Raw genomic sequence first — 23,962 nt, 5'->3', positions numbered from 1 at the left:
CGTCACTTTAACGCCTTTAAAACAGACGATTTTGTTACATAAGAGTTCCTAATTCAGTTTGACCGGCAATTGCGATTGCTTAATCAACGCCAACAAGTCGTGCATTTTACGGATGGCGATATCAATCGTTTCTCCGTTGGCAAAATAGCCCAATTGTTGCTGCTTATTGACTCGTACCAGCATTTGCGGATTGACTAAGAAACTTTTGTGCACACGGAATAATTCCGGATGAGCCACCGTTTCATCACTAATTTTGCCATTATATTGAACAATACGATCGACCAAATGCAACAACAGTTTATTCCGACTCGTCCCAGTTTCAATGAACAAAACTTCTGCTAACGGTAAATTAAAGAGTTGCCCACCTTTCGAATACGAAAACATTGCTTTACTAGCAACACCCTGCTTATTGTATCGTTCATAGGCAATGCGAATGTCTTTCTCCACTTTAGCTTTGACTGCCGCTTGACCCAAGTCTTTCACGATGAAATCTAAAGGTTCAATCCGCCGCTCAAAGGTCAAAAACGCCATTTCCGCATGCGTCGACACAAACACAATTTTGGCGTTTACATCTAACTCACGAATTTTGCTGGCTAGTTCTAGTCCGTTCAGCGCCTGTCCTGGATATTCAATATCTAAGAAGTATAAGCCCTCTACGTCAGGCTGCGTACTGATATGGTCCACTAAATTCTGGGCCGTCCCTGTAGCTAAGGTTAAGGCCATATCAAAATCATTGATCATGATATGATTCGTCACGATCTGTTTCAAAGTCGCTAATTGTTCTGGATCATCTTCAACGATAAAAGTCTGTAACAAGCCCGTCACTCACTTTCAATACTGATAATGAATTCAAACCGTTCACCGGCACCAAGTTCATAAGTCACATTTTCCAACGGGTCCAATAATTCACGAACCGTTGCTAAACCTTGTCCGTGCCCCGCCCCTTTAGACGTGTGGCCGGCAGTCATTAGCTCGTCTAAACGCTTAATCGGTGTTTGTAACGAATTGGCAAACACTAATTCAACCATTTTAGGATATTTGACCACCGCCACTGCAATTTGACCATCGCTTTGGCCAGTCACCGCTTCGATGGCATTATCCAATAAGATCCCACAAACGCGGGCTAACACGACCGGATCAATGGCTAACTGACTCACTGGTTCACTCGCTTCTAAACGCACCTGAATACCAGCTTGTCGTGCCACCGAAAATTTATTCTGAATAATGGCTTTCAACGACCGAACTTTAAGTCGTTCCAAATTGTCAAAATGACCAAAATCGCGCGTTAAACTTTTTTGTGATTGGTCGACCACTTCATCAAAATAGTGCTTTAAATCCGCATTGTCGGTCGCATGGACATATTCGCCCAATGAGAGCAAAATATTTTGATAGTCATGTCGAAATTTCCGTAAATTTTGATAACTACGCTCTAAATTATCCACATAAATATCATATTGTTTCCGTTCCAAAGCTTGCCGGTGCGCTTGAACCCGCATCGTATAACTGTAAAACAGATAAATGAAAGTTCCACCATTAATCATTAAGATTGCGACCAGAATGATCATTAAGATTCCTAAGAAACCTGAACCAATATTATAATTATCGGCAGCGGTCGTAATCGCAAAGAAGGCAATCGCCACGACTGCCAAGGCACTGACGATGACATTGAGTAAAACTTCATCACTGAACTGCCGCGCATGCCGCTTATACAGAATCTGGAAACTGATTGCAACGGCCAACATGCAGGCGGTCACAATGGTTTCACCGACAATTTCAAATAGCCAACCACTCCATTGATTAAGACCTAATCGTAATAAATGAAAAATCGTTTCAGTCGCAAAGTTACCAAAGAAACTGAATAGAATGTACGACAAGGTTGCCGTTAAACTAGTCACAATGAAATATTTCTTCTTGCGGACGAATCCCAATAATCCTAAATTAACAATAAAGGTTGCAATGTCCGAATAATCGTCATACCACATGTATAATCCGGTGAGAAACACCGCCATCATCACAACGGTGAAGTAGACTCGCCGCTGCCGTAATTCACGATTAATTAAGATTTGTAACAGAAACACCAGCATGACCGAATACCAATGATCGAATGCCGCGATGTACCAATACACATAAACGATGGTGCGCCCCTCCCCAGAAACCCGATATTAACTAGTCCTATTGTATCGAAACCAACGCCATTTGTATATTTCATCTCGTGAAACTTAATATTCTTAACCGTTTCTTTCCTTAAATTGGTCATTTTTGGTCATAAAAAAACATCAGGTTAGCGAAAAGCTAACTTGACGTCCTCTAAGATCAATTTAATGAAAATCACCCGGCATGTAACTTTCAATGACCGCCGTAATATTGAACGTTTCGAAACTATGGAAACTTGCTTCGTCGATTTCAGCATAACGTACCGCGATTTGTGGTCGTTGGCTTAAATCAAACGTATCGACGTAATTAAATTCAATATACTTTTTATGTTCGCTGTGAATAAAGCCCGTGTAACTGTCGCCATGCTTCTTGATCCGACCAGATAATTGAATCACTTGGTCTTTCTTGAATGCCAACTTCAGTAACGTCTTTAACAAGGAATGCTGGTGATGAGCTTCTTTTTTCAAAAACTTGGTAATCAACCGTTCCGTATTCCAAATATCATAGTAGCCCCGTTGCTGCGCTAAACTAACAATAGTTGCCATACTCTTCAAGTAATCGGAAACGGCAATCACTTTAGCTAAGGAAGTCTTCCGAAAAACCACTAGACCATCTAACTCACCGTCAACATTAATGGCTTCGACTAAGACAAACTTTTCGTCTTGTTGCATGACATAGCCGACACTAAATTGCTCGTTGGTCCCTTTTGAATAGATTTCAACGAGATTCTTATTTTTGATTGCTTTGGCTAAATCGTCTCGAATCGCACTCATTGCGCGTTCCTCCATTCACTGATGTCCAGTGAGTTATCACTGGCAAAAATATCAAAAAACACTATTTTCAGTGTCTATCATACCACTTGTAAAAGCCTCAGTTCAAACGGAGTATGTTGCGGCTTTGTCACCACAGCTTTATAGAATAAATTTATTAATAATTTCAGCGATGGCATCATGATTATTATCTGCAACGGTCACATATTTAGCCACAGATTTGACCACATCGAGCCCATTTTGAACACTCACTGGTAGTCCAACCGCCTTTAACATTGGTAAATCATTACTATTATCACCGGCAGCAATAATTTCAGCAGGGGCAATCCTGAGTAACTTGCCCAGTTGAACAGACGCTGATCCTTTGTTAACACCGGCGCGATTAAATTCAACATAGCGATCTGAGGAATACGTCACAGCTAACTCGCTAGGATCGACTTGTGCTTCAACCGCTGCACGCATCTCTTTGCGCCCGGTCATCGTTGGCAAGGCCATAATTACTTTCATAATATTTAGCTGCTTAAAACGCGTAAAATCAGTATCCGTCAGAACTTCAAAGGACACGCCGCGATTGGTCAAATAAGCTGAGTCTTCTGGCGTCGGATGATAAATGTACAAAACATCTTGGGTATAGACATGGGTGGCTGCCTCATGGTTTGCCGCCCCCACTTGGAAAACTTTTTTCGCCATCTCATATGGCATCGCATTCACCGCAATTGGACGGTTACCCGCGTTTTCCAGAATCAACCCACCATTATAAGAAATCGAATATTGACCCGCGCGATCGCGTAGTTGCATCTTCTCCAAATCATTTTGGAAAGACGTGTAGCTACGCCCAGAATTTGGCACAAAATAGACGCCTTTGGCAGTCGCCGCCTGAATTGCCGCCGCATTCTTATCCGAAAGCGTGCCATCATCGTTCATTAAAGTTTCGTCCAAATCACATACGATCATTTTATACATTCAAAATACCCTCTCAATTCGTTGTCATACTTTCACTTTAGCGAACTCAAGCAGGAAATGCAACCGCTTTTATCGGTGATTTAAACGATTAGCAGTCGTTTGAAAGACCAAAATAATAGGATTGAGCCTCAACCGGGCTTCAATCCTACTTTATCACGCGCTAATTTTTGTAATTACCTTAAGCTAGCCTTAGCTTCGCTTTCGCATCCCAAAGAGTGCGGAGACAATCAAGACTAGGATTACCGCACCAATAATGGACGGAATCACTGCCATCCCGGCAAGTGACGGTCCCCAAGTTCCCAATAAGGCCTGACCGATCCAGGCACCCACTAGTCCGGCAATAATATTTCCAAGTATGCCTGCTGGCACATCCCGACTCGTAATCACTCCTGCTAACGCACCAATCACGCCACCGACAATCAATGACCAAATCCACCCTAACATCTGAACCACCCTTTCTTAATATGCAGATTTTAACACTTGTATATTATTATGATATCTATAATCAATAAATAATTTAAACCAATTGCTCAGTATTAGAAAATTCAACAATCAAACTGGCACAAATCCCGTTAATCTAAGCAATACGGTTGAGGACACTTTCAGTTTTCGCTATACTGGTTAAGATAAAACTAAAGGGAGTTTATACATGATGATTGAAGAATTTAAAACATTTATTGCGCGTGGTAATGTGATTGATTTAGCCGTTGGGGTCATTATTGGCTCGGCTTTCACGGCTATCGTCAAATCTTTGACGGACTATCTCATTAATCCATTAATTGGGATTTTCTTAGGCAAAATTGATTTATCCAATTTGAAGTTCACGATTGGGGAAGCCACTTTTAAATACGGCGCCTTTCTCAATGCCGTCATCAACTTCTTCATTGTTGCGATTGTCGTATTCTTTATGGTCAAAATTATTAATCGCGTGGTGCGAACTGAACCGGCGGACGATGAAGAAGACGAGGCAACACCAGATTTATCAGAACAATATTTGAGTGAAATCCGCGATTTATTGAAGGAACAAGCTAAAAAATAACCCCAAAGCAAAGTTTCTGCCAAATGTCTATATGGTATTGAAACTTTTTTTGTTATACAATATGGGTTACTTTCCCTATATATAGGGATTTATAGTACTATACCAATGCCAATTTAATAGTATTTTAAAAATTTACTGTCTATGATAATCTATGCTTAATTACCGAATTGTGGGAACTTTTGTGGTACTTTCCAGTGGGCAGCGTCAGTTACATACTGATCATCAGTAAATTTAATTCAATCTTTCCAAAGTAAATTACACACCTTTTGCGTAATTGATAAGAGTTAGGGGTGTCGCTCCCCTTAGCCCATTGTTAGCACGGATAACTAGAGCTAGTTGTCCGTTTCAAGTTCGCCCCATGTCGCCCATCCATCAACATGGGGATTTTTTATGTATGGACGGTCAATCACTTGACCGCCTCTTTACTATCTGATCATCAATTTGTCGTCCGGATGAATCATCGAACTGGTAGATTTCCCATTCAATTTGGCAAGTGAACTCATATTCAAACCGAACTTATTGGCAATCGCCCACCAACTATCGCCAGATTTGACCGTGTAATAGGTGTGGTCAGTGCCTGAACTCACATAAGCTAAAGTATTATTGGCTGGCCCAGTTGCAAAATAGCCATATCCACCAGAGCGAGGCTGACGAACCCACCGATAACCGCCAACGATAATTGCAGCATCCGTTTTAATCGTTGAACCAGCCGCTAAAGTCGTGATCACACGAGCAGATGTTGAAGCGCCAGTACGGAGTTTGACGGCCGTCTTGAGTGTATAGGTCTTGGACTCTGAAACCCATTGTGGCCCACTTTGTGCTGACTTGGTGACTGATTCACTGACCGTCGGTGTCTTGGGCGTTTTAGCATAGCTATCCCAAGTTTTCTCGTCGCCATAGAACACATCAAAGTCTAAGCCAGCATTCCAGCCAGCTAGACGTCCTGAACTTGTGTACTGGAAAAGTGCTGCCGATTTCCAGTGTTTGAGGGAGCCGTACAAATCACGGGGCGCAAATCCTTCGACGGCATTGTAGTTGTTGTACTGCGCAATCCATAAAGCATAACTACCACTGACAACGGATGACCAATCCAATGAGTTTTCACACGACAATCCGGTATAAATCAGTGGTCGAATGCCGGTACGATCATAAACATAGTCCAGCCACTGTTTGGCTAAGAAGACTCCAGATTGATTCTGGATCGTCGAACCGCTAGTATTTTCAAAGTCCAAGACTAGCATTGCCTTGCCAACGTATGAGCTGACTGTTGTCAAAAAGTAATCAGCTTGTTCTTTAATCTCAGAATCGTTTCGAATGAAATGATAAACACCAAGTTTCTTACCAGCCGCCAATGTCTGCTTGGCGTGTCCACTGATTAACGGATTCACATAGTCAACACCCTCAGTTGCTTTCACGATTGCAAAATCACCAGCTAACTCACTCACATCAAGGCCAGCCTGATAACTAGCTAAATCAAAACCATTCAAGGTCATTTTGCCGCCTCCTTAGGTTGGACCATGGCAAAAATTGATTTGATTAATTCATTGCCACCGACACTCACTGCACCAGCAACCATGCCATCGATCAAACCGACTAGCCAAGTAACATCTCCTTGGACGGTGCTAACTAAGACACCAATTACAGCACCAATGATTAGCGCGGCAACTGGCAAAAATTGATTGCTTAGCTTACTCATCTTGACTGCCCAAATAATCAGGTAAGTTGCGACCGCGATTAAAAAGATTGTTCCACCATTAATCAGTTGAATAAATTCCATCATTTCGGTTCCTTCTTTCTGTAATAGTCAACAATCTCTTGCAAACCATCAACTTGCTTCTGTAGTCGTTCGTTTTCTTTGATTAATTTATCCTTGCTATCGCCGCCAGCAGCCTTATTACTATTCCAAATAGTCAACGCCGCAACAAAGATTGATCCCATTGTTGTGATTAAGGCCACAATAACAGCGTCGCTCATTATTAGTCATCCCCAATCACAATCTCACAAACAGTCGAGGCTAGTACGAAAAAGCTGTACATCGACTCAAAACTGATAAAACGTTGAATTTCAAAGTCGTGGATACCAAAAGCAATCATAAAAAATAGCCATGCAAAGGTTAATAACCCTGTCATAACTGGTTTGTAATACGATAAATTTATATCCCATAACGAATAGACCAAAGCAAACGTTCCGACAACGGCTAAAATGAAAATAGCCGGCGGGTCATCAAAAATATCTAGTAGGCTTGGCCGTGGTGGCTCGAACTCAAACGCATTTTGCTTGATAATAAAGTATATTCCAAGCCCATACGTTTCAAGTGCCTTCCACAGCCAAAATCTATTTTTTACTACGTGAGCAAGCACACTATCTCATCTCCTACTGCTATAGTCTGTATCCATTCATAATTACTGTGTCACAATTAATTTGTTGATCAATGGCATCTTTAGGAATGTTGGCGATTAATCGATGGTCAGAATCCATTATCAGCTGAATTGGACCCATACCACCAAGTCTAAATCCCACCAAATAACGGAATCCAAATGGAATTAGGTTTGACGGAATTACTGCAATATTAATTGCTCCCGAAGTGCCGACAGCAAATTGAGTTCTGAGAGCGACTGATTCACCAACAACTCGTACTTTCAAATAACTTAAATAGCCAAGTGGTACTGTATTCATTAATGGCAAATCTATCCAACCGGTGTCATCCGTAGCTTTACCATAAGCCTCCAGCATTCCATCAAGTGGACCTGTCCAATTTGTTTGACCAAAATCAATTTTCCGATATGCATTAGTCATGGATAGCACCCCCATGACTGCATGATAAAAGGGTTAGAACAGCTGTGTTTAAGCTACTCTGCCCCCCCCCCCCCCCCCCCCCGAATTTTTCTAATACTAAACTAATTTTTGACATCAGTCACCGTCTCCTTTACATATTCTTCACCAGTAATTTCTTCAAACTGTTCAGTTGTAAGCCCTGCACCAACGAATACCCGATAATAGTTTGCATCATATTGTCCCCATGATTTGAACAATTTGCATTGATCATAAATTGTCATTATTCTGCACTTCCTTTACTTTGAGCGGCAATCTGGCTTGCTTGTGCCATTGCCAACTGCTTTAATTGCGTTATATCACTTGCCTGTTGCATGAGCATCATCTGCTCAGCCGTTGGTTCAGGCTTAGGCGCTGGATGTGCAGCCAACCATTCTTCCTTGGATATTCCAAACCACGCGGTTCTATCCGAGTTAATATGAATAGGCTCAAACAAGCCGTTTGCCGGAGCAATTAACGTTGAATTACTGGGTAATGGATCAGGTAATCCATCATCCGTCATAATTAGTTCACTGTGATCTAATACTTCGTCTTCGTCCCAAAAATATAAAAGTTGTGCCATTCTTATACGTCCTTTCCTAAATACGTCATGCCTGCAAAATCGAGCTTCTGCCCATTTGTTAATAGCTTGGCGACGTACATCCCACCATTCTTGATAGTCACTGGGAAGCTTTCTTGCGTCAAAACGTTACGACAAAATCCAACCAATTCACCATCCGCACCCAAGAACTCATCCGGAATAGCTAATATCTTTGTCCCATTTGGAATATCTGCTGTAGCAACAATGCCTGATGTCAAATGCACAATATCATTAACACGTCGTGCCTCGGGAGACTTACCATCACCATAAATCCCATCGACTGCACCAACCATCGTTAGTGGGATTACTCCAGTATCATCACCACGCACATCTCCTGGTGCTGGACTCCAGAACTCTGACTTTCCTACAAAGACCTCACCGAAATACAAATGATGGTCAACGCCATCATTCGATCCGTTATTATCAATTCGAAACGCACCTCTAACATTGTTTCCAGAATTAAAACTGAATTTATATAAGACTGCTTTTACGGGACTCGGTACTACTCTAGAAGCTAACAAAGTAGGATTTACCTTACCATCGGCATCATGACAAATCATATATATATCAATATTACTAAGGCCAACAGCACCAAACGCTACGACGAAAATGTCATAGTTACTGTTTGGCTCCAATGGATAGTCATCAGTAAGTGCATAAACTTCCTCATCTTCTCCAGGCTTCTGTTCATTATGAATCAAGCTAAATAAATTTTTCATTCCATTCTTGTATAAATTATTGGTTTCAATCGTAATCTTCCCACCTACCGGAGCTCTCCAATGCATAGTGTTTCTTGGATTTGCAGAGTTGAGAATTAGATTGTTCTTGCTCACGACCCCTCCTGATGAATGAAGCGTGTCTGAGTTCAGTTCATTAAAATTCTGATTGGCTTTGCCTTCCCAGTTAGCTTCTCCGTGTATAATTGTCTCTAATTTTACTGTCATAATTGAGTTTCCTTTCATTTTAAAAGGTCGCCCAATTATGAGCGACCCTAATTATTCCAAATTAGTAAAGCTTTCAAATAATCCGTAGGCTGTGTCTTCCATTCTTTTGAGGACTCAACTTGAAATTCACCGCTCTGCTGTAGGGTGACTGGAAAGGCATAGCCACCAGTTGTTCTACCGATTGCTTGAATAGGTACCGGTTTAAATGTTGTAGGAACAACAAACGCGACTGTGTCAGTCGTAAGGCTGTTCATTTCAACTTTTAAATAGCAGGTATGGCCAATCATACGAATTTGCGTTTTTGTACTGTTAAGATTTGAAAAACCATTTAATAGATTTAAATCTACCCACCCTGTGTCTTTGGTTGCTGCCGATAAATCAATGAGTTTCTGATTCACAATCTTATCCCAGTTTGGATCACCATGATCAAAAATTGTATTAGTCATTGTAGACACCGCCAATCACAGATAAGGAAAGGGTTAGAAATGCTAATAGATCAGCATTCTGCCCCCCCCCGACGTTTTCTAATGCATTTGTAATTTTCATGATTTTTCCTCCCAATTATTTAAAAGTTGCATTGAGACACTCGATACCAATGGTCGCTGGTTCTGAAATCAAGTACATCCATTTGCCATCACTAGCTCGATTCGTTTTGAATTTAGTCAAATCAAAGTCTGGTAATGCCGCTTTGATTTGTGCCAAAAAGAACTTAGGCACCATCGTTTGACCATTCACCAGCAAGTCAACGGTCATCGTAAATTCAAACATCCGTGGCACCCCAGCATAAGGCGTCGTTTGAGGAATACCAGCACCGTTGTAGTACCCCCATGCTTTAAATCTGGGATAATCGTTAAGGTCAAGCTTGGAAGTATTTACACCAAAACTGGTTGATCCAAGTGCTACCGGCGTTTGCTGATTCTCCAAATATGTCACTGTGACCAAGTCAGTCGGTTTAACATCAATCGTCACATTTTCAATCTGACCAACGACCACTGTCACCGCTAATCGGAATTCCAGCAATACCTTATCCGCAAAACTAGGTATCGTTTCAGCAGTTTTGGCTTTGATTACTGAATATAAAATTTCGGTATTGCTGCCATCCTCTTTGGCATAAATGCCAATTGCGTTGAGAATATACCCAGCTTTCAAATCTCGATTAGTGAAAAGTACTTCGACCGTTTTAATGGTATGATCACTACTTCTTGTCACTAAGTTATCAGTTAGCGAACCTGTTTGAACTTCGTTGGGTAGACTTGTCATTGCGTCAACAGCGGTGCTACTCAAGTCTTTAGCCGTTGACGTGGTACGTGTCAGTTTGAACTTGGTTTGTCCACTGGCTGCTCGGCTAGCAAGCAGTAATCCAGCGGCAGTCAATTGAGAATTTCCATAAGTTGCCATTTTATATCACCTCCTTTAAAGTGGCGCTAGTAGCTGTTGCAATGCTGATATGTCTGGCTTCCCCATAAGTTAGCTTCTGTGTAGCCGCTAGCCTAAAATCAATCAACTCAGCGTTAACTGCTGTTCTGATATTGATTCTCGCAGCTTCACCATAGTTCACTTGCGATGACGTCAAATTGACAAAATTAGTTGGTGTCGCCCCAACACTGGTCAAAACAGATAAGCTAATTGCCTGACCATAGTTAATTGGTTCTTTAGTCTTTACCTCAGCGTGCTTAATGATCTGATAGGCCAAATTTGCAGGCAAACAGACACTAAGCAAGTACTTTAGCCGTTTGAGCTGTGATGCTGTAATAAGATTTTCTTGGCTAATCGTTTTGACTATGGAATCAATGGCATTCACGTCGATAGTTGCTGGAATATTGACAGCTCGAAGTAGCTCACGCAAGTAACGAATCGTAATCGGTTTGGGCGGCAATGTTCGAGCCAGGACGTTGTATCGACGCGTATCTAACGATTCATTGGGCTCAGGTTGGATGCCAAGTTGTGTTTCAAAAATACTAAGTCCAACACTATCTGCCTGCACCACAAATTGGTTAAGCAGCAGTTGCTTCATTTCAGTCTCACTACCATCGAAGACAACTTGCTCTGCATCCATAAGTGCTTGCATTTCAACCACGTCATCATAATAATCTGGCAAATAGCTCGAAAGACTACCCATTTAACGTCACCGTCCCCAGAACTGGCAGCTGTGACACCGAGTTATTAAAAACGAGTGTCACATCACCATCAGTACCATTTAGTCGTGGTAATGACGCATTGACCACGCCATCAACTTTTAAAATTGCAGTCAACAGTTGGGCTCGGTAAATCGTTAACTTGTAACCACGCCCAGTGATTCTATCGACGTTATTCCAATCCATACGCCGCTGCTTAAAGTAGTCACTGATACCTGCTTCAATTTGAGCCTGAACAGCGGCAATTGTGATTTGGCTATCTACTTCGATCGTGCTTGCCACATTAATCGCTAATTCAGTAGGTGCCACCACAGTCACGTTATGACCAATTGGTGCCAATCCATAGCCTTCACTAGTCGCTTCAGCTGGATCGATTTGTTCTTTCACAGAATGAATCAGTCCCGCACTCGCTGCTCTTAAATCGTTGTTTAAAATTACTAGTTTCACCGTGCCACCGCCTTGCCAAGCCGGATAAATTTGACCGGCCCCAACGTCGGTAATTTTAGATAGCATGTCCTGATAGTCCGCAACGTTGCCTCCGTACGCGATTGACGAATCGGGTAACAGTAGTCGCTTTCTTAAATGGTCATCAGTTTCAGCATCACGAGCTGGTACCGGCACGTCTGTAATTTCAGCCCAAGACAGCGAATCGTTAGGAGTAACTGGTAGAATCTGGCCACGATAACTGTTTGGTGTCGTGCCAGTGACATCCGCGGTCAAGATACCACTCAAGTCATCATTAACAGCAGTGACGTGGTAAAAAACCGGCTCTGCACCTAAACTAGCGAACTGATCACCAACATGCACACTTGTTACCGGCTGACCCGTTGAATCGGTAAACTTTGCTGTCGCTTGAGTAGCAGTGGCTGATTGTCGCGTTGTGCCTCTTTCAGCAGCTCGATAGTCCAGAAACTCGCCACTGGCAGTCATGACGTAGGATTGTCGAACCACATTTGCGAGTTGAACTGTTTGGATGGCTAGCTCGTTAGCGGCAGGCGCCAACGCATCGTAGATGATAGAACCTTCACGCTTGTCGATTGTATCCGAGACACGGTCAAGCATTGCATTTAGGTAGTAGTCAAAATCTTGTGCCTCAAATTGCTGTGCCAAAGTTTCAGGATTCACCAGCATTCACCTCACTTTCTATCCTGATTTCACCATAAATTGTTTCAACAGTGCCAACGACAGTCAGCGTAGTTGAATCTGTTCGCTCAATGCTATCAATGGAAACGTCACTGACCCGGTCATCAGCCTCTAATGCCTCAGTCAGCATTCTTTCGACTTCAACCGTGGCATAGTCGAATCCTTTGCCCAGCAGTTCATCGAAATCATTCCCGTACTGCTCATCATAAATTGGAAAAACAAACCGCTCAGTTCGCATGATTTTATCGACGGCTTGCACCATGGCATCATAATCATCAGTCATCCCGATGATATGACCTTTACTCACTTTATAAGTCCGTGTTGGCAGTGTCTCTTCCTCAGCATCCGGTGTAATCACATCACTGACAACGTCATCGTTAGCCGTTTCAACCTCGTCCATCATGTCACCTCCTACACACGATCAAAGATATAAAAAGTCTGGCCGCCGTCGCCGCGAATCATCGCAACTCGATCACCAGACTTTAAGCCATTTTCAATTTTCACTGTTTTCCGCTCACCATCAATCACCATCGGCACACTATGCGTAGAAACAGCTTGACCAGTTGTCAAGAATGCACTCGTTAGAGTCATCGTATTGCTAATCTGGACTTGCAACGGTGATGTACTTACTACAGTGCCAAACACAACATCTGAATAATCTGAATCATGACCACCACGAGCCATCATCTCTTTCACCAACCATTCACCGGCCATGCTTACACCTTCATTTCAATTTCAGCAGTGTAGTCAGCATTAAAATGATGTGTCGCCTTGGTAATCAGTAAAGACTTAGTCCCAAGACCAATATCTTTGAGACTCTGTACCCGTAAATATACTGCGTTACCGGCCACCAAGGATGGGTCACCAATCACTGTCAGTTTTAACGTAGTCGTTTGCTTATTTTTAACTTTAAGCAGCTGCTCAGCTTGAGTCTTCATTTGGGCAAAGTTTGATTTATCTTTAGCCTGTTCGACATATTGCAAGCGGCCCCAGTTATCAATGCTGTGTTTACTACCACTAGTCGCAATCGTCAGTTTCGTGGTCGTTGCACTTGATGCTGTGGCTGTTTTCTCTCCACCAGTAGTATCATCCGAACGGACAATCCGAACAACATTTGCGGCATCTTCAATGCTCCGCTCATAGTCGAATTTTGTCATGAGTGATTTGTCACCCACAACTAGCGTCAAAGCTTTATATGGTGCTTTTCTAAGCTCCACTTTGTCATAGTTCGCCATCACGAAGTACAGACTTCCAGTTGCTTGTTCGGTTATTTCAATAGCACTTTGTAGCATATCAAAGTATGATTTACCGTCTGCTACCTCTGCTGCCAACTTGTGGTTAGATCCGTTCACAACTCTGTGACTGATACTAGCCATAGTTGCCACTTTATTGAACCGTTGAGATAGCGTCGACACTGGCCAGACTAGTGAATCTTGATTCTTCAAATAACGTAACTTGTCATAAGCAATCACACTAAATTTTTCATTAGTATATTTGAAATCAAAAACGAAGCCATAAAACAATTGAACATTATCCCAATAAAACTTAACAATATCCCCATTGTGTGGCGTGAAACCTTCATCAACTTCAATTACATCAAACTCAAGTGATCCAGCGGAATAATTCAAATCGGTAGTCCATACGACATCTCCGGCTACCAATTCTCTTACGTCCCAAACATCGCTCGTTGTCCGTCGACCAATCGTAAACGTTGTAATTGCCACCACCTACACCGCCTTTACGGCTGATTTTTTTACCCAGCCACGCCAACCACCACTGAGCGTTACAACATGGTATGGATAGGCTCGGCCGTTTGCCACAATTGAAATCCTCCTGATTGCATTTCGTTCTGTTTGACCAGGACCACTTCCATAACTGTCCAGATGTAATCGACCATTGACTCTCACCTTAGAGCCCCGTCCAATTTTCTTTGGCGGTGCCGGTCTCTTCTTACCTTTTTTGGCAACTTTCTTCTTCACAATTTTCAGCTTCTGTGCTTGATATGCTTTATATTCTGTCAACTTAAGCGTGTAAACATACTCGTCGGAATTTCCATTTTGAAATCCATACTCAAAACTAGCAATCGTCATTTTAATCGAAATTTTTGATCCCGATAACACAAGTCGCAATGGCTTCTTTGACGCGTGGATACTAGTTAATCGATTAATGTAGTCCTGTGCCGTTTTGAATGGCTTGCTTGCCGTCACATAGTGTACACCGCTAGTCTCAACTGGCAGAACACTTTGAATACTAATTTGGCGTAACTTAACTTCACCAATTCGGTTAATTTCGCCAAGCTTGACGACCTGTTCCGTGGCGTCATCGGTCGCATAAGCAACCATTAGCTCGGCAGGATTTACCGGCAATTCAAACGTTTTGTTTTTATCATCAGTTAAATAAATGCCGATATGTGCCAACTCAATCACCTCGAACTCATTGATTTACTGTGGATCTTTTTCAAATGTTCTTCTAGCTTACGAGCAATCTCTTCACCAGTTTCATCACCATTCCGATTAACGACTTGAATTGCTCCGGCTGCGATGTTCAGAATCGTTGATGAACTGTTGTCACCACCGTTATTAGTAGTCGTCGAATAGCTGTTGCTTACCGACTTATTAAACGGCGTCGTTGTTGGTATACTACTTGGTGCCTCGTAGTTGGCGTTAACGACCGGCGTACCATCAGACGCACCTTTAGCAGCCACACTAGCCAGGTTCGTCCCAGCAGCAGCCACCAACGTATCAGAACCATTCATCCCAACGGCCATACCTTGACCCATGTAGTCCCCAATTTCAGCAAACAACCGTGAAGGTGAGTGAATCTTGGCGGCTGCTCTGGCTGCACGATTTGCTTGTGCAACTAGGGCATTCGCGGCCGCAGCCACAGAACCAACCTGTGACCGCATCCCACCAGCCAAGCCAGCACCAATCATCGCACCGGCAGAGCGCATTGCACCCGCACCAGAACGTGCAGCTGATGCAGCACTTGAAACCGCAGAACGAACAGCGCCGGCCATTTGAGCACCACCGCTTCGAACTGCACTTACTGCACTAGCCATGCCAGCTCTAACTGCTGAAACAACTGGCGCCATTGATGGTCGTCGAACCTTTGGCGCAGCCAACGCTGGAATTGTAATTCTAGCAGGCTGTGGAACTCTAGGCTTACCAACTTTTGGTGCTGCAATATTGGTCGCCTTCACTTTAGTAGGTTGCGGCGTTTTCGGCTTACCGACTTTGGGCGCTGCAATCGTCGATGCTTTCGGTTTTGTGGGTTGTGGTGTCTTGGGTTTTCCAACCTTGGGTGCTGAAATCTGCGCAACGTTAACCTTGGCGGGTTGTGGCACTTTAGGCTTACCAACTTTTGGTGCATCGATTTGAGACAGTTTTGGCATCGTTGGCTGTGGTACCTTAGGCTTTGCAACTTTAGTATCATATTTAACGGTTCCGCCTTTAACTGGCTTGCCTAATGCCGCAGTTTTTTGTTTAACTGCACTAGTATCAGCGTCGATTTTAACCATCTTGCTGGTTTTATTAACTGGCATTGCTAAATTCATACTATTTCTAAGCTGAGTTGTATCAGCATTTACTTTCACAGTTGCTGCCTTTTTAGACGAAGTTGCACTATTTAAACTGCTCGTTAATTGAGTCGTATCACCTTTGATATTGACAGTACTGTTCTTTTTAGATCCAGTGACCTGATTCATGCTACTGGTCAATTGACTGGTATCGCCCTTAACCTTTACAGTGCTTGCTTTAGGTGTCTTGGTTGCTAAATCCAAACTGTTAGTTAGCTCACTTGTATCTCCCTTAACTTTGACGGTACTATTTTTAGGCGTTTTAGTTGCCAAGTCCAAACTATTGGTTAAGCCAGTAGTATCGCCTTTGACTTTAACCGTACTATTTTTAGGCGTTTTAGTTGCTAAGTCTAAGCTATTAGTTAGTTGTGTTGTATCACCCTTGACTTTGACGGTGCTGGTCTTACTTCCGCCACTTGCCAATGCTTTATCTAATCCCGTTGTTAAATCACTGGTGTCTGCCTTGACCTTAACTTTAGGGTTCGACTTGCCAATCTGTCCTAGCGAATCTTTAACGGTTCCAAGTACTTTGCCAATTCCAGTAATACTATTTTTAGCACCATCGAAACCATTTTGTAAGCTGTCACTAGCAGCGGCAAACTCTTTAGCTGCTCCACTGAAATTCCCGGTCAAGACATCTTTCAAAGCCATTGCATCATGAACTATGGCGCTGATTACGCCAACAACCATTTGACCAGCAGCAACTAGTGCTAGTGCTGCCACCGATGCAGTGACAAAACCAATGGCAAGCACGCCAATAACTACTGCTCCAACTGCTCTAATCGCTGGTGCAAGCGGTGCTAAGGTTCCTGCAATATTACTAAAAGCCGACTTCACAGCGCTACCAACAATCCCAAAGATTGGTACGAGTCCTTCAACGACCCCTCTGATGTTCATAAAATTACTCGTCCATGCTGCTACGCCAGCCGCAATAACTGCCGTAATAGTTACAATTACAAGTGTGACCGGCGAAAAGGCTGCCGAAACAATTGAACCAACGCCACTAAAGGATGCACGAATCGCACCAGAAATATTTCCACCCTTAAATGCATTCTTAACGCCAGTTACAGCAGTCGCCGCTGCGGTGCCAAGCTTTCCTAATCCAAGTTTTCCAGCTAGGTCCATCCCACCTTTGATCAGTCCAACAGCTTTAAACGAGGCTGCCAACGAACCAATTGCAATTGCGGCAGCTTTAATCTGGCCGGGACTCATTTGTTTGACCGCATCGCTGACCGATTTGATTGTGTTTGCTGCGCCGGTAATACCAGCCCCAGCAAGTCGGCCTAGTGAGCTGGCTAGGTTATCGATGCCATTACTACCAGAAAAGGCATTGCCGATATTCTTCATCGCACCGCCTAACGAACTCAGTGCTCCGGTCACAGCGTTTACGGTAGATGTATAAGCCATTGAGCTCCAAAATTCAGAAATGAACGTCCCGGCCGTCTTAACACCACTTACCACACCATTAGCGACTGAAACAAGCTTAGTCTGAATGCCACTGAAATCCATATCAGAGACTGAGTCAGCTAGGCCACTAATTGCTTTAATGCCAACCTTGCTTAACGCTTGATAGGCCGGTAATAGTTTGATCCCAATGTTTTCTTTTAAACCATCCATTGCCTGGCCCACAGTTTTAAATTGTGTTGCCATTTTCGAAAAGTTTGCATTGGTACCAGCTTTAGAAATTGCATTGAAGAAATCTTGAGTGCTGACTTTGCCCCCTTGAATATCTTTAACCAATTGCGCAGACGACTTGTGCATCGTCTTAGCGACGACTGAAATCCCAGCGGGTGTTTGTTGAAGCATCAGCTTGAAATCAGCCCACTGTACCTTGGGCATGGCTGCCATCTGCGTCGCTTGTTGACTTAAAGTCTTCATCGCCTGTGCAGGATCTGATGAAGCAGCAGCCAACCCACCAAATCCTTTTACCAATTGACCAGTGTTCTTAGTGCCGACTGCGGCCAGTTGGCTATATGTTGACGCCATATCAGAGGCTGAGTAGATTGTCTTCTGGGCAAAGTCTTGCATCGAGTCACGAGCACTGTTGATTTGTTTCGGACTAGATCCAAGCTGGTTCATATTGCCATTAAAAGTTTGCCAAGCTTTGCTGGAATCATCCAACTCACCAACAATCGATTTAATGCCATTGGCAGCCATGCCGACACCTTTTGTGATTCCAGCGCCAACAACATTAGCGCCCAACATCGACTTAAATAACCCACTGGATTGTTTAACTCCACTGTCTAGTTGATTAAAGCCAGCTTTGAATTTGCTACCAAAGTTTCCCATGCTTCCTTGTGCCATTTGCTGTTTAAACTGGCGAAAACTATTGGTTGATTGTTTTAACCCAGAATCCAATTTGTTAAGTACCGTCGTAAAACGATCATTGATTATGACTGACCCTTCAACAGTTGTCATTTGCTCACCTCCTGATTGTATGTAAGAAAGCTAACAGCATTTTTACCTGCTCTTAGCTTCTAATTCGTCTTGTAGCTTTTTTTGTTCTTCGGCGTGTATGTCGATGCCTGCGATGACTAAGCCACGCTCTTTAAAAGTAAGCGATACCCAGTCTTTAGGCTTCCAGCCCCATTGGTTCAAGCAATAGAAGTAATACTCAAACTCATTGCCTTCACCGTTCGCAATTATTTTTTTACGTCGTTTGCAACCTCGGTTACACCACTAGTATCAAAACCGCTGAACGTTTGGATAGCAGACGACAAATCCGTATATTCACCACCACGCAACATGTTTCGTAGAATGTTTGCCGGTTGTCCGATCGCATTCCATGATTCTTGCAATTTGGCGTTAGTTAAATCCGGGTTGACCACCGCAGCCACCAACATGTTTTCGACCAATCGATCATCATCCGTTTCATTAAAGCGTTCACCAGACTTGTTTTGGAACTTGCGAGTGCTTTGCTTACGGATTTGGCTCATTTGTTTTTCTGATAATGAGCGAATCGTAATCGACAAACCTAATCGATCAATCGGTACTTCTTTGGTTTCAACTGGATCACCAGTGTTTTCTCGTAAAAAAGCATCAATGCCAATTTGTTTTGTTTTAACCTCAGCTACTGAATTATCTGCCATCGTTAAATTCCTCCGTTATTTAATATCCTTGAATGGGGTGACTAACTTCACATCATCAAACGTAAAGTCAGAATCCCACTTCAATACGCCATCGTCTGACTTTAAATCAAGTACTGGAACTTTATCCAAGTTTACATTCTTAAGCAATACTGTCTGAGAGCCTGTAGCACTCGTGTTGTCATTAATCGTTGCAGTGATGTCAAAGTACATATCACTGCCGCCATGCGCATAGTCAAGCCCATATTTGAGCCAGTTTGAGCTAGTGACATAGCCCGACAACTTACCTTTACCGGATAACGAAGTTGTTTTATTCTTAGCCCACCGTGACCCAATCACTTGAATCTTTTCCTTGTTCTTTTCAACATCAGCACTAAGCTCCGTTAACTCCATCAAACTGATGTTTTGACCCTTATAGTTCATAAAGGCAGTGGCTTCTTTTGAGCTGATCGTATCTTGACCATTTAGAAACTGTGTTACTGAACTCATCTTGTCGTCCTCCTCTATTTAACTGTGATCGTCATGTAAAGTTTTTCCATTGCTTCGTTTGGTTGAACTGCCAAATTGACGACTACTGCATCCTTATCATTACCAGCTAAAACCTCGATATCATCTTCAACAAAGTTTTGAATCATGTTGCTATCCTGTAAGCCTGTTAAATATGAAACTAAGCTCGCTTTAAATAGGTCACGGCCAGTAGCGTTGTTGTTGATTTGACCGACAAATTGATCTTCAAAGGTTTCTTGAACCATATTGGCAATATCGTCAGCAGTTCTGATAACTTGATTTTTAGCAAAGTAATTTGGCTTGTCGGCAGTAAATTGGGTCAGACTATTAATATCTTGTTCAATGACCACATCGCCATCACGTTTTACTGTAAACACAATGTGACCGGCTTGAAGATTATCGATAATGGCACTATTTGATAAACGAGGATTGGCGTCCGCAGCATCTGGATAAATCGAATACGTTAATGACGTACTACCATCAGTAGCCGAGGAGGCTCCAGCAATATATGCCGCAGCAATCGTGGAATCTAATACAGTTCCATCAAGCAAGGTCACGCCATTTGCTACCGCAGAAACGCCTTCATAATTGAATTGCTTGTCTGTTGGGTCGCAAGGTACAACCCCAGTTACCTTATAGCCTTCATCTTCGCGCATCCGTTTGACCATCGTCGCCAAAAGTGGATGGATTTCATTGTCTACCGCATAACCAGCAGTCGTAACAACACTGTATGTCATGCTCTCCATGGCTTCGGAAAGCAATTGAGTGACATCACCAACTTCACTAGTCCCACCGGCCAGCTTATAGGTCGTCTTGCCCGTTAACGCTTTAAGTTTGGTTGCCACATCAGCAGCTGCTTTCACATCCAAATAATCGTTCGCAACCAACGGCGTAGTACCATCAACCGTGATGACTTGTTCATCGACCACTGATGTGCCAAGCAGTGTCGTGACAGTTAGCTTGGCATCGTCCGCAGGGTCTTTAAGCACCGATACTGTCAAATCATTGCCACGAATCCCGGCATATTTCGCAGTGATCGACCATGGCAGTGCATCATCAGTTACGGTCGCTTTCGTGCCTTTGTTTGCATTGATTAGAATCACGGTTAGTGCACCCTTGAGTGCTTCACGAATTGTAATTGCCTTAGGATCCGCAATACCAACACCAATTAACGCTTGAAAATCACTGTCGCCAGATAATTGAATAGTGCCATTTGCACCCCAACTATAATCAACGCCGTTTGCCAACATCACTCGGCCTGCTGCAGTATCGGTCTTACCTTGTGCCACGCCGACCGTATTAATATAAGCACCTGGCCGTACTTTGTTTTGAGCTTTCCAAATTCCACCAGCCATTTAGATAGCCTCCTTTAATTTCTTAATCGCTTGTTTTGCTTCATTAAATGTGTATTCGGTGTCGTCATTTAGGGCGACTGACAAAATATCTAGTTCTAGCTTAGTAAAGCCGGTACTCTTGAGTAGGTCAGCTTTACTGTACTTTAGGACTGTCGCTTTCTTCGCCACAGTTCTTTTAGTAATCTTTTTAGTTTCAGCCACGCTTAAGACCTCCCTTGTAATCCATAACCTGTTGCTTTGTTTCCATCTCATCAGGAATTGCACGAAAAACTATTTCAAACGTCATGAGTAATGTACCATCGCTGTACTCAAAATTACGGTTACACAAAGTTGCAAACCCAGAGAGTTGTTTAAAATTGTCCGTTAACAATTCCTCTGTTGCCTCCATGTCCTCGCTTGGCTTGTCAGGATCAGGAAAATAAACTAACTGATAATGGTTATCTCGAACTTGGATGCCAAACAAATTAGGCGTAATTTTATTCGTGATTTTTTCAATAAAAAATGACGGTTCTTGAAACCCGCCACGCTGGTCATTACGGTAAATCGGCGTATCTGGAAACAATTCGCTCAATTCATCCGCAATTCGTTTAATTAAGTTAAATGCCATTACATCAGCTCCCGCATAAAGTCTTTAAGCGCCGGTGTAAGTAGCTTCGGTAATTGATCATCAATTTCAAACATCGTCTTCATCAACATATGTTCACCCGGAATCCAATGCACGCCTCTAGACCTCTTGATAGATTCAGCAGTATGTGGTGTCCGTGTTCGATGACCGTTTTCAACATATGTTGCATAATCGGTGTTATTATAAATTTTCATCGAAATAATGCCATCAGAAATGAATGGTCCTCTGACATGCCAAGTTCTTCGCAAATGTCCCCCTGTTCTGCCAGAGCCCATAGGATATTGACCTTCAGGTGTCTTACTCTTCACACTTTCCATTGCCCGTTTTCCTACACGTTTAGTACTCCGCTCAAGTTGCTTCTTTAATTCATCAGTTTTAATTAATGAACTAACTTTGTTGGCAAACTCTTCAAACTGAGCATCGTCAACCTTTCCCCATGCCATCGACACTCACCTCCTTAGCTTTTTCATCACGTACCATCGCTACTTCTTGATGGCTGGCATAACCGGTATACCCTTTGCTGGCACGCTTGTACTTGGTCGTGTGACCATTTACATCAGTCACGCTAATCAGGTCGCCAGCGTCAATTTTGACGCCATTATCAATGATTAACTTTGCGTCATAGCTGTCAGTGCCGAAGAATGATTGCTCACCAGCTTTGAGCCCACTCAATACGACTTTAGCAGGCCGGTCAGTACACACGGTCACGTCCTCGGTAGTGGTGAACGGACCATCTTTAGCCGGCCGCACTCCAGTAATCGTTACACGATCATGCCACAGTCTTGGTAAGATGGTCGCCATCCGTTTAAATCCATCCATTAGCGCATCACCCGCCTAAATGAATTGAGCTGCATGACAAAATTGTCGCTGATTGTATTGACGGCCTGTAACTCGCTATAAACTTGGGCGGCCGATTTGAATTTAACACTCGTATTACCCTCACTAATCGAATCAACATCGCCCGACTGCCCCTCGGACGGCGCTAATAGTTGATGAGTATCGATAACTTGCTGTGCCATAGCCATAATCGTACTATCCAATGCCGCTGGCAAGTCAATCACAGCAACGTGAGTGTAATTAGCCACATCAGCAATCGCTTTATCGAGGACATACGACATCACATCATCATAGTTGACCATATCAGCTGGTTTAGGATTTAACTTCATTAGCAGCGCCAGTATGACTGGCCGCCGTGGTAATTCTTCCATCTTAATCACTCCAAACTACTTTACTAATGCCAATAAGTCAGCCTTTACAGCACCAGCTTCATAAGTGATACCTTCTTGGTCAAGATATGCCTTAATTTCATCGACCGTATTAGTATCAGTCGGCTTGGCTAACTTGCTCACCGTCTTGTCGCTAGTTACAAATTCAATCCCAGCTGTCTTGGTCTTCAAGAGTAAGACATCATCGTATGATTGTTCGTAGTAAAGGTAATTGCCGCTATTGCCGGCAGTTGGTGCGTCAAAACCAACGAAACTGTACTTTTGTGGCGCAATTTGAACACCATTGTAGATCAAGAACATTTCAATCTGTTTGGCATCGTCCACCGCTTTCGAACCGACTGTGAAGTCAAAGGCCGTTTGCATCAGGTCTGATGGCACAACGCTGATTGCCACGTCATCTAAGCTATAAACAGTCCGTTGAATGTTGTTAGGATCCTTTAAGTTAAGTTCACGGTTAAGTGCTTCGGCCCGCTTTAACTTTGCGTTATTCTTAGGTGTGATGTAAAGCACTCGGTTTTGTTGCGGAATCCGAGCTTCATCGAAGTTGACCATCATGTCATCAAACGCGGTCAAAATATTCTTTTCATCAAGCGTATCGGTATGCAAGCCACCATCAGCCGCCGCTACCTTTTGCTGATAAAGCTTAGAGAACATTTCACGATCCATTTCCGGCATCTTTTCATCAAGGTTGAATTGCTTAGTGATATTGGCGATTGAGATTACCATGTTAGATTCATCAACGTCCGATGGGTCTACTAGGGTTGACCAGTAGCGTTCATTCTTTAGTTCGTAGCTATCCCAATCATTAGAATAGTTGGCGCTAGGTTGCGTAATCATCCGACGTGACCGATCCCGACGGCCTTCATCAATCGTTAATCGTGGTACCTTAATGTGTTTAGCACCGTCGAATTTGATTGCACCGTTTGAAGGTGAATTCCACAGTGGTGCTGAAAACAAATGTCCGTCATAGAATGCCTGTTGGATTGCTTGTTGGTAGGCGTCTGCATAATTTACTGTTGCCATAATTTA

General features: G+C 43.1%; 32 protein-coding genes. 1 reads left to right on the top strand and 31 read right to left on the bottom strand.

All coding sequences use genetic code 11. The annotated features are described in order from the left end of the window. Nucleotides 1–48: 48 nt before the first annotated feature. The 5 genes from RA086_RS05735 to RA086_RS05715 form a co-directional block, all read right to left on the bottom strand. Nucleotides 49–825 carry a LytR/AlgR family response regulator transcription factor gene (locus tag RA086_RS05735; protein ID WP_308702902.1) on the bottom strand — a complete coding sequence of 259 codons (777 nt, stop codon included), beginning with the start codon at nucleotides 823–825 and terminating at the stop codon, nucleotides 49–51. Further along, nucleotides 822–2,126, bottom strand: a complete 1,305-nt coding sequence (locus RA086_RS05730) for a sensor histidine kinase (protein WP_308702901.1) — start codon at nucleotides 2,124–2,126, stop codon at nucleotides 822–824. Before RA086_RS05730 ends, RA086_RS05735 begins: the two co-directional genes overlap by 4 nt. 192 nt (nucleotides 2,127–2,318) lie before the next feature. Further along, nucleotides 2,319–2,927 carry a hypothetical protein gene (locus RA086_RS05725; RefSeq protein ID WP_308702900.1) on the bottom strand — a complete coding sequence of 203 codons (609 nt, stop codon included), beginning with the start codon at nucleotides 2,925–2,927 and terminating at the stop codon, nucleotides 2,319–2,321. A gap of 138 nt (nucleotides 2,928–3,065) precedes the next feature. After that, the gene (locus RA086_RS05720) at nucleotides 3,066–3,887 is read right to left on the bottom strand and encodes a Cof-type HAD-IIB family hydrolase (RefSeq protein ID WP_308702899.1); all 822 of its coding nucleotides are present in this window, start codon (nucleotides 3,885–3,887) and stop codon (nucleotides 3,066–3,068) included. 189 nt (nucleotides 3,888–4,076) lie between these two features. After that, nucleotides 4,077–4,331, bottom strand: coding sequence for a GlsB/YeaQ/YmgE family stress response membrane protein (locus RA086_RS05715; protein ID WP_308702898.1), 255 nt, complete (start codon nucleotides 4,329–4,331; stop codon nucleotides 4,077–4,079). Between the two features lie 208 nt (nucleotides 4,332–4,539). Here RA086_RS05715 and mscL point away from each other — a divergent pair, with 208 nt between their 5' ends. After that, a complete protein-coding gene (mscL, locus tag RA086_RS05710) occupies nucleotides 4,540–4,926 on the top strand; it encodes a large-conductance mechanosensitive channel protein MscL (protein ID WP_308704418.1) in 387 nt (128 codons plus the stop codon). Nucleotides 4,927–5,351: 425 nt separating this feature from the next. Here mscL and RA086_RS05705 read toward each other — a convergent pair whose 3' ends face one another. From RA086_RS05705 to RA086_RS05580, 26 genes are all read right to left on the bottom strand, one after another. Then, a complete protein-coding gene (locus tag RA086_RS05705) occupies nucleotides 5,352–6,419 on the bottom strand; it encodes a GH25 family lysozyme (protein WP_308702897.1) in 1,068 nt (355 codons plus the stop codon). Further along, on the bottom strand, nucleotides 6,416–6,706 hold the full coding sequence (locus RA086_RS05700; RefSeq protein ID WP_308702896.1) for a phage holin family protein: 291 nt from the start codon (nucleotides 6,704–6,706) through the stop codon (nucleotides 6,416–6,418). Before RA086_RS05700 ends, RA086_RS05705 begins: the two co-directional genes overlap by 4 nt. Then, nucleotides 6,703–6,900: a hypothetical protein gene (locus tag RA086_RS05695; RefSeq protein ID WP_308702895.1), complete on the bottom strand. Its 198-nt coding sequence runs from the start codon at nucleotides 6,898–6,900 to the stop codon at nucleotides 6,703–6,705. Before RA086_RS05695 ends, RA086_RS05700 begins: the two co-directional genes overlap by 4 nt. 2 nt (nucleotides 6,901–6,902) lie before the next feature. Continuing rightward, the gene (locus RA086_RS05690) at nucleotides 6,903–7,286 is read right to left on the bottom strand and encodes a hypothetical protein (RefSeq protein WP_308702894.1); all 384 of its coding nucleotides are present in this window, start codon (nucleotides 7,284–7,286) and stop codon (nucleotides 6,903–6,905) included. A 19-nt stretch (nucleotides 7,287–7,305) separates the two neighbouring features. Then, nucleotides 7,306–7,722, bottom strand: coding sequence for a hypothetical protein (locus RA086_RS05685; RefSeq protein ID WP_308702893.1), 417 nt, complete (start codon nucleotides 7,720–7,722; stop codon nucleotides 7,306–7,308). A gap of 101 nt (nucleotides 7,723–7,823) precedes the next feature. Then, nucleotides 7,824–7,982, bottom strand: a complete 159-nt coding sequence (locus RA086_RS05680; protein ID WP_308702892.1) for an XkdX family protein — start codon at nucleotides 7,980–7,982, stop codon at nucleotides 7,824–7,826. Continuing rightward, nucleotides 7,982–8,320 carry a hypothetical protein gene (locus RA086_RS05675; protein ID WP_308702891.1) on the bottom strand — a complete coding sequence of 113 codons (339 nt, stop codon included), beginning with the start codon at nucleotides 8,318–8,320 and terminating at the stop codon, nucleotides 7,982–7,984. The genes RA086_RS05680 and RA086_RS05675 overlap by 1 nt, the downstream gene beginning before the upstream one ends. Before the next feature lie 2 nt (nucleotides 8,321–8,322). Continuing rightward, on the bottom strand, nucleotides 8,323–9,282 hold the full coding sequence (locus tag RA086_RS05670; RefSeq protein WP_308702890.1) for a hypothetical protein: 960 nt from the start codon (nucleotides 9,280–9,282) through the stop codon (nucleotides 8,323–8,325). A 47-nt stretch (nucleotides 9,283–9,329) separates the two neighbouring features. Further along, the gene (locus tag RA086_RS05665; RefSeq protein ID WP_308702889.1) at nucleotides 9,330–9,728 is read right to left on the bottom strand and encodes a hypothetical protein; all 399 of its coding nucleotides are present in this window, start codon (nucleotides 9,726–9,728) and stop codon (nucleotides 9,330–9,332) included. A gap of 115 nt (nucleotides 9,729–9,843) precedes the next feature. After that, nucleotides 9,844–10,680, bottom strand: coding sequence for a hypothetical protein (locus tag RA086_RS05660; protein WP_308702888.1), 837 nt, complete (start codon nucleotides 10,678–10,680; stop codon nucleotides 9,844–9,846). A 1-nt stretch (nucleotide 10,681) separates the two neighbouring features. After that, a complete protein-coding gene (locus RA086_RS05655; RefSeq protein WP_308702887.1) occupies nucleotides 10,682–11,401 on the bottom strand; it encodes a putative phage tail protein in 720 nt (239 codons plus the stop codon). Further along, a complete protein-coding gene (locus RA086_RS05650; RefSeq protein WP_308702886.1) occupies nucleotides 11,394–12,542 on the bottom strand; it encodes a baseplate J/gp47 family protein in 1,149 nt (382 codons plus the stop codon). Before RA086_RS05650 ends, RA086_RS05655 begins: the two co-directional genes overlap by 8 nt. Then, the gene (locus RA086_RS05645) at nucleotides 12,532–12,963 is read right to left on the bottom strand and encodes a DUF2634 domain-containing protein (RefSeq protein WP_308702885.1); all 432 of its coding nucleotides are present in this window, start codon (nucleotides 12,961–12,963) and stop codon (nucleotides 12,532–12,534) included. The genes RA086_RS05650 and RA086_RS05645 overlap by 11 nt, the downstream gene beginning before the upstream one ends. An 8-nt stretch (nucleotides 12,964–12,971) precedes the next feature. Beyond that, nucleotides 12,972–13,274 (bottom strand): DUF2577 domain-containing protein, encoded by a 303-nt coding sequence (locus RA086_RS05640; protein WP_308702884.1) that lies wholly within the window; start codon nucleotides 13,272–13,274, stop codon nucleotides 12,972–12,974. 2 nt (nucleotides 13,275–13,276) lie between these two features. Continuing rightward, a complete protein-coding gene (locus RA086_RS05635) occupies nucleotides 13,277–14,284 on the bottom strand; it encodes an XkdQ/YqbQ family protein (RefSeq protein WP_308702883.1) in 1,008 nt (335 codons plus the stop codon). Nucleotides 14,285–14,287: 3 nt separating this feature from the next. Further along, nucleotides 14,288–14,977, bottom strand: a complete 690-nt coding sequence (locus RA086_RS05630; RefSeq protein WP_308702882.1) for a hypothetical protein — start codon at nucleotides 14,975–14,977, stop codon at nucleotides 14,288–14,290. Between the two features lie 5 nt (nucleotides 14,978–14,982). Then, the gene (locus RA086_RS05625) at nucleotides 14,983–18,552 is read right to left on the bottom strand and encodes a tape measure protein (RefSeq protein WP_308702881.1); all 3,570 of its coding nucleotides are present in this window, start codon (nucleotides 18,550–18,552) and stop codon (nucleotides 14,983–14,985) included. Nucleotides 18,553–18,776: 224 nt separating this feature from the next. Beyond that, on the bottom strand, nucleotides 18,777–19,223 hold the full coding sequence (locus tag RA086_RS05620) for a phage tail assembly chaperone (RefSeq protein WP_308702880.1): 447 nt from the start codon (nucleotides 19,221–19,223) through the stop codon (nucleotides 18,777–18,779). Nucleotides 19,224–19,238: 15 nt separating this feature from the next. Next, nucleotides 19,239–19,709, bottom strand: coding sequence for a phage tail tube protein (locus RA086_RS05615; protein WP_308702879.1), 471 nt, complete (start codon nucleotides 19,707–19,709; stop codon nucleotides 19,239–19,241). 14 nt (nucleotides 19,710–19,723) lie between these two features. Next, complete coding sequence (locus RA086_RS05610; protein ID WP_308702878.1) at nucleotides 19,724–21,082, bottom strand: phage tail sheath family protein; 1,359 nt, start codon at nucleotides 21,080–21,082, stop codon at nucleotides 19,724–19,726. Further along, a complete protein-coding gene (locus RA086_RS05605; protein ID WP_308702877.1) occupies nucleotides 21,083–21,283 on the bottom strand; it encodes a hypothetical protein in 201 nt (66 codons plus the stop codon). It abuts the gene before it with no gap. Continuing rightward, nucleotides 21,276–21,689: a phage tail terminator family protein gene (locus tag RA086_RS05600; RefSeq protein WP_308702876.1), complete on the bottom strand. Its 414-nt coding sequence runs from the start codon at nucleotides 21,687–21,689 to the stop codon at nucleotides 21,276–21,278. Before RA086_RS05600 ends, RA086_RS05605 begins: the two co-directional genes overlap by 8 nt. Further along, on the bottom strand, nucleotides 21,689–22,150 hold the full coding sequence (locus RA086_RS05595; protein ID WP_308702875.1) for an HK97 gp10 family phage protein: 462 nt from the start codon (nucleotides 22,148–22,150) through the stop codon (nucleotides 21,689–21,691). The genes RA086_RS05600 and RA086_RS05595 overlap by 1 nt, the downstream gene beginning before the upstream one ends. Then, nucleotides 22,131–22,526 (bottom strand): hypothetical protein, encoded by a 396-nt coding sequence (locus RA086_RS05590; RefSeq protein WP_308702874.1) that lies wholly within the window; start codon nucleotides 22,524–22,526, stop codon nucleotides 22,131–22,133. The genes RA086_RS05595 and RA086_RS05590 overlap by 20 nt, the downstream gene beginning before the upstream one ends. Further along, entirely contained in the window at nucleotides 22,526–22,915 is a 390-nt protein-coding gene (locus RA086_RS05585; protein ID WP_308702873.1) for a head-tail connector protein, read from the bottom strand. Before RA086_RS05585 ends, RA086_RS05590 begins: the two co-directional genes overlap by 1 nt. 15 nt (nucleotides 22,916–22,930) lie before the next feature. Beyond that, a complete protein-coding gene (locus RA086_RS05580; RefSeq protein WP_308702872.1) occupies nucleotides 22,931–23,956 on the bottom strand; it encodes a capsid protein in 1,026 nt (341 codons plus the stop codon). Nucleotides 23,957–23,962 lie beyond the last annotated feature (6 nt).

Source organism: Lactiplantibacillus brownii (assembly GCF_031085375.1).
Taxonomy (GTDB): domain Bacteria; phylum Bacillota; class Bacilli; order Lactobacillales; family Lactobacillaceae; genus Lactiplantibacillus; species Lactiplantibacillus brownii.
This window is presented reverse-complemented; position numbering and strand designations above follow the sequence as displayed.